This window comes from Vibrio sp. TMPB1044 (genome assembly GCF_030442075.1).
GTDB lineage: Bacteria > Pseudomonadota > Gammaproteobacteria > Enterobacterales > Vibrionaceae > Vibrio > Vibrio satsumensis.
Genome location: NZ_JAUJED010000092.1, coordinates 1 through 1,284 on the forward strand (window position 1 = coordinate 1; position 1,284 = coordinate 1,284).

Here is a 1,284-nt window from a genome sequence, read left to right on the forward strand (position 1 = left end):
GGCGCTGGCTTTGGTGAATGGTTTCTTCACGAGCGAGTGGATCACATCATTATGTACACCACTTACGGGTCTGTGTTTCCAGCGTTGCGCTTTGTGACCACTGGGGAGGGTACGTTTAAGTGCTCAGGGTTTTGTTTTGATGTGCGTTTTGGCGCTTAGGGGGTCACATGGCTGTTCGTTCTACAGTATCCGCTGACATATCCATGCACGTGATTTGGGTGAATTCAACCGACTTTGACTCCACCGTAAAGGCCGTCAAGGTTCATGAGATTTTGGTGAATGAGTTTGGGTATACCGACTCTTTAATACTAGAGGAAGGCAACCGAGGGAAGGGGGTAAGTATCAGTGTGTGTGATAACACTACCACCATTAAGCAGATGCGAGAAGACTACACCTACGCGAAGAAAACGGAAAGGATGATAGAAACCACCTCCGAGCATCGCGAGTCGGCAAAGGCTTTACTCTCTTCTCTGTATGACGACTGAAGCCTGCTTATTGTGTAACGTCACAAACACTCATTAGAGAAGGTCATTAGTGTGTCTGGATTTTGTTTCGATATTCTAGCCGTTCGCGACATTCAAACGGGTTGTGTTTTTCGACGAGCAACGCCTTGTTCGGTCCTGTACTAAGTGGTCAACGTTATCGAGTGTGTGAGCACGTTTAGGTTCTTCTATGACAAATATGAGCGCGTCGTCGGAGGAGGAGTCCTTGGTTGAGGGGGATGCGATCCAATCAAGTAAACCGAGAAAAACGCTCGTAACGAGCAGGCATTAATATTGAGTGGCGCAAGTCGAGTAACCAGCAGGGCGCCCTTTGGGTGGGGAAGGGACCTTTCTAACTGGGCGACGTGCTTTGGGTTGAGGTACTGGCTTAGGCTGTCCTTTGGCATGTTGACGCGGCTTCCTTTAAACCGTCCCATTTGAGAACCCTCGCGCTAGGGAGGCTTCGCCGCTGCGCGCCCTTGCGCTACAGAACCTGCAACTGGGTACGGACAGTCAGACGCTCACCAAGACCGAAAGGAAATATCATGTCAGCACGTGTTCAATACTCAAATGTTTCGTTATTCACATCAGAAGAAAAGGGCATCCTTGACCAAGCCGCAAGCATTCTCAAATCCAAACTGTTTATTTTAGAACAAACGCCATTAACCTCGCCTGAATTGGTGAAATCGTTCTGCCAAACGTCCTTGGCCGCTTGTGAGTCTGAAGTGTTTGGGATTATCTTCCTCGATAATCAACATCGAGTGTTGCGCACCAAAGAGATGTTCTACGGTACCGTTAATGC

Annotated in this window: 2 protein-coding genes; both read left to right on the forward strand. The window is 48.7% G+C overall.

Going from position 1 to position 1,284, the window contains the following annotated elements; translation table 11 throughout:
- Positions 1-167: 167 nt before the first annotated feature.
- The gene (locus tag QQ041_RS23940) at positions 168-485 is read left to right on the forward strand and encodes a hypothetical protein (RefSeq protein ID WP_102281748.1); all 318 of its coding nucleotides are present in this window, start codon (positions 168-170) and stop codon (positions 483-485) included.
- Positions 486-1,027: 542 nt separating this feature from the next.
- Positions 1,028-1,284, forward strand: a 257-nt coding sequence (locus QQ041_RS23945) for a JAB domain-containing protein (RefSeq protein ID WP_285955205.1), incomplete at its 3' end; no start/stop codon positions are given.

Excerpts from the sequence above, each read along its gene's own strand:
- QQ041_RS23940 (WP_102281748.1), top strand. The coding sequence starts at position 168 with ATGGCTGTTCGTTCTACAGTATCCGCTGACATATCCATGCACGTGATT.